At 49.4% G+C, this 3,782-nt stretch carries 6 protein-coding genes; 4 read left to right on the forward strand and 2 right to left on the reverse strand.

Annotation, left to right across the window (positions count from 1 at the left end; all coding sequences use genetic code 11):
- The 3 genes from BKD70_RS14950 to BKD70_RS14955 form a co-directional block, all read left to right on the forward strand.
- Positions 1-203, forward strand: a 203-nt coding sequence (locus BKD70_RS14950; protein WP_139145781.1) for an integrase core domain-containing protein, incomplete at its 5' end; no start/stop codon positions are given.
- A 274-nt stretch (positions 204-477) separates the two neighbouring features.
- The gene (locus BKD70_RS24330) at positions 478-1,455 is read left to right on the forward strand and encodes an RHS repeat-associated core domain-containing protein (protein WP_080960349.1); all 978 of its coding nucleotides are present in this window, start codon (positions 478-480) and stop codon (positions 1,453-1,455) included.
- A 76-nt stretch (positions 1,456-1,531) separates the two neighbouring features.
- Positions 1,532-1,786, forward strand: coding sequence for an MbcA/ParS/Xre antitoxin family protein (locus BKD70_RS14955; protein ID WP_276202324.1), 255 nt, complete (start codon positions 1,532-1,534; stop codon positions 1,784-1,786).
- 147 nt (positions 1,787-1,933) lie between these two features.
- On the opposite strand, the gene BKD70_RS14960 is transcribed toward BKD70_RS14955, so the two are convergent.
- Both BKD70_RS14960 and BKD70_RS14965 read right to left on the reverse strand, forming a co-directional pair.
- Positions 1,934-2,230, reverse strand: coding sequence for a bacteriocin immunity protein (locus BKD70_RS14960; RefSeq protein ID WP_371058027.1), 297 nt, complete (start codon positions 2,228-2,230; stop codon positions 1,934-1,936).
- Complete coding sequence (locus BKD70_RS14965; RefSeq protein WP_047277438.1) at positions 2,227-2,568, reverse strand: DUF6572 domain-containing protein; 342 nt, start codon at positions 2,566-2,568, stop codon at positions 2,227-2,229. The genes BKD70_RS14960 and BKD70_RS14965 overlap by 4 nt, the downstream gene beginning before the upstream one ends.
- Before the next feature lie 761 nt (positions 2,569-3,329).
- On the opposite strand from BKD70_RS14965, the gene BKD70_RS14970 reads away from it, so the two are divergent.
- The coding region (locus BKD70_RS14970; RefSeq protein WP_070415372.1) for an Hcp family type VI secretion system effector at positions 3,330-3,782 on the forward strand (453 nt) is incomplete at its 3' end.

The following is a 3,782-nucleotide window of genomic DNA, read 5'->3' on the forward strand; positions in this document are numbered from 1 at the left end:
ATTGCTACGACAATTCGCCGATGGAACGTGTATTTCGGAGTTTGAAAACCGAGTGGATACCTTCGGTGGGTTACATGTCGGTTCAGCAGGCGCAAAAGGACATCAGCCATTATTTGATGCATCGCTACAACTGGATACGGCCTCATACATTCAATGGCGGGCTAACGCCCGCTCAGGCCGAGAAAATGGACTGCCCCCTATAGGGCTCGAACACAAAGATTTTGTGGCAGTAACGTGAGATGGAGGGATCTGGATGTACAAAGAAGATGGCATAACCGTAGCACTCAAGGCCACCAGTACCAGCCCTATCAGAATTATCTTACTCTTCGTTTCACTCGGATTTCCCTGAACAACGTTGGTTTGGTGGACTCGGAGAGTTGCTCGGGCACCCAGTACCTAATAGATCTGCTAGCTATACATGTCTGGCTAACGAACAGATTCTTATGTGTCGACAACTATTCCCCTTGAGCCAAGTATATGAACGCACCACGCAAATTTATCGCCAACCTCTATCTGTACGACCCCTTGGATCGTTTGGTGAACGCTCACTCCACTCAACGTTTTTACAACGGCACCCGTATAGCTACCGAGATTCAAGGCAGTGAAAAAAACAGTTTTTTCGAACACCAGGGCTTGGTGCTCGCTGAGTTGCAACACGGCGAGGGCGTAAAGTTACTGGCGACTGATTTAGAACGCTCTGTACTCCATGCTGTCACCTCAGGTATGTGGCAACCTTATGCTTACACCGCTTATGGGCATAGATCCAGAGATGGAGAAGTACTCAACGTGATAGGTTTCAATGGCGAGAGGCCTGACCCAGTCACAGGGCACTATATGCTAGGGAACGGTTATCGAGCATTTAATCCTGCCTTGATGCGTTTTAACAGCCCCGACAGTTGGAGCCCTTTTGGCAAGGGCGGTATTAATGCCTATGCGTATTGCAAAGGCGATCCGGTCAATCTAGTAGATATTGATGGACACATGCCATTAGCCGCGCGATGGATAACAGAAGCATTTACCTCCGTGCCACCGTTACCACGTCGTATTCCTCTAGTGACACGCCAAAGCAGAGCAATGGAGGGCCTGATGAAAACCCCTAGTGACCTGGAGGGGCTGCCGAGGGGTACTGACTATCTTCACGGGAACAGAATCGCTATTCCGACTGACAACCCAGACATTTACCTGGATTTCACCTTCCCTCTCGAGCGAAAAGCCGTTGCGACTTTACGCGAACACGGAATTACGGTGCTTCCACAACACCGAGCACCTCTTGCTCCGCCTACACCTGCGCGTAACTTACCCACCAAGAGGTTGTCATCCCGTAACTCCAATAGTGGTCACGATAACCCAGCATTTGTGGACTCAGAGGCTCCCCCTCTGCCGCCTCGCTTGCCCGCCCGTAATAGCAACTTGAATATAGAAAACAAGGCCAGCTCTGTGCGAAAAAAACTCTGACCTAGCGCATACCAATGTGCTGATCGGCGTGGTTGTGCCAACCACTGATCACACACGCCCGCCGAACACAGAACTTGTGAAGTTCGCGCATTGGAAGCTGGATTTAGCTATTCCGTTGCGTGGGAGCAAGGCGGCAGCGTTCAAGTGGATGGAACAGCCCAATTCTTATCTGGATGGCAAGCGACCGATTGAGCTCGCTGAATCGGTCGAGGGTGCGAATCGCGTACTGGAGTACATTCGGAACTACATTGCGCAACATGCACCCGCACCGGATGAGCAGAACGGAAGCTGGGGCAGTCCAGCCGCGTTTGAGTCCTCGCAAGTTGCATGAATTGCTGCATTGCCAGTCTCAACTTGAACTGTGTGTGGGTCGAGATCAGCTATTTTCGATTCTGCGGGAAAGACGTTTATTGATAGCTCGCAATAGGTCTCATCACAAGACGAGCAACAGTCATCATCGCCTTGCATACCTGAGGTGTTATGAAGCTTTGAATCCTGGTAGCCCATTGGCTTGGCGCCAGGTCTTCACTGTTTCCAAAATGCCTTCAGGGCTGTCAGCAGCACCGTTTGCAGGATAGTAAATAAGGTCTGAACCTTCCGGGTGGCCAGTTACTTCGATAAAGTTTTCAAGCAGGTCGTCCTGATAGGCTTCGGTCCCCTCAGCGGTACAGATATCTTTTAGAATGGCCAGAAATTCATCTTCAGTGTATTCAGGCAGTGCATTTTTTAATGGCTCACCTGTAAGAATGCCCCTGTTGCGCATAACTTCATTCACTCCTCCATTAGCTTGTAAATGTATTCAAATTCAATTCCGCTTTCTTGCAAAATAGCGGTGGCTCTCTCGATGAATATCTCGCCCTGAGTTGATAATGGGAAGTTGCCAATAAGTCGTATCGTTGGCGACGCACCTTTAGACGAGGGTATGGCGCTATAAATCTCACCACTCTCAATGAAAGAGATATAAGTGTTCAATTTTTCTTGAAGCTTCAACAGGTGCTCACCTTCCTTGGTTTTGCTCCAACTTAAATGGTCGGCGATACCTAGGATCACCTTGTTAGGTGAAGATTTTGGAATGCCCCACATATCAATCGTTTTTGAGTCAGTGATAGACATGGTAGCTACCTTTAATTACTGGGTGTAGGGCGTGATACATCCAGGCATATTGATGAAATTGCTGCCCCACCTGGAAACAAGGGCTTTCCTTTTGCGACGAAGCTTTGCACTTTACGCATGAGATTTCTCCGCGAGTATTTCGACTAATCATGTCCGGATCACATTACACCACCGCAAAGTCAGCCCTTGCTGCGAGTCACGCTGGGTAAATTGAGCGACTGGGTGCTTATCAGTCGGAATAAGCTCGTACGCGTTGGTCAAACCCACGCTCGTTTGAAGTGGTTTTTCCATGACGTGGGCAAGGTAGAAATCCACTGTTCTTGGGTTGTTTTCTGTTCGTGTTTTTGCGTCTTAAGTCAGGGCTGGGTCAGTCGGGATTTGTGTGGATAAAACCTTTCAGAGGTGCAGATAGAGTCCTCGACTGACACTCGAAATCTCATGACGTGCAACGTCTCTAAAAAACACCAACTGCGCAAGAAGTTGCGCACTCAAATGTGGATAACTGTGTGGATACATGGCCACAGTGCATATAAACCGTGAGCTGTAGACGAGTGCGCAAGAAGTTGCACAGTACTGCGCAACTTCTTGCGCACTTTTGAGAGGTTTTTGTTTAAAAAATAACCAGCAAAATTCCTTACTTCGCGTAACGCCTTGTTTTTAAATGACTTGATTAAAGCTGGCACGAACTTTGGTTACTCCATTCAGCACTTGAGTGGCATTTGGGCCTTTCAAGTCCTCATTTTTGAGTAAGGAGAGCATCAATGGCGACGCCAGCTTACATGTCCATTACCGGCACTAAACAGGGTTTGATTACAGCCGGTGCATTCACCGCGGATTCGGTGGGCAATACGTATCAGGAAGGTCATGAAGATCAGGTCATGGTTCAGGGTTTTAGCCACGAAGTGATCATCCCTCGCGACCCGCAATCGGGCCAACCGACCGGCCAGCGTGTTCACAAGCCAGTGAAGATCACCAAAGTGTTCGACAAGTCCTCGCCGCTGCTGCTGGCCGCACTGACCTCGGGCGAGCGCCTGACCGAAATCGAAATCCAGTGGTTCCGCACCTCGGCTGCCGGCACGCAAGAGCATTACTTCACCACCAAACTTGAAGACGCCATCATCGTCGACATCAAGGACTACATGCACAACTGCCAGGACCCGTCGAATTCGCACTTCACGCACCTGGAAGACGTGGAATTCACCTACCGAAAAATC

Origin of the sequence: Pseudomonas sp. BS-2016 (genome assembly GCF_001806145.1) — a bacterium.
Taxonomy (GTDB): domain Bacteria; phylum Pseudomonadota; class Gammaproteobacteria; order Pseudomonadales; family Pseudomonadaceae; genus Aquipseudomonas; species Aquipseudomonas lundensis.

Coding starts and splice junctions, on each gene's coding strand:
- BKD70_RS14965 (WP_047277438.1), bottom strand. CDS start 2,568: ATGTCTATCACTGACTCAAAAACGATTGATATGTGGGGCATTCCAAAA.
- BKD70_RS24330 (WP_080960349.1), top strand. CDS start 478: ATGAACGCACCACGCAAATTTATCGCCAACCTCTATCTGTACGACCCC.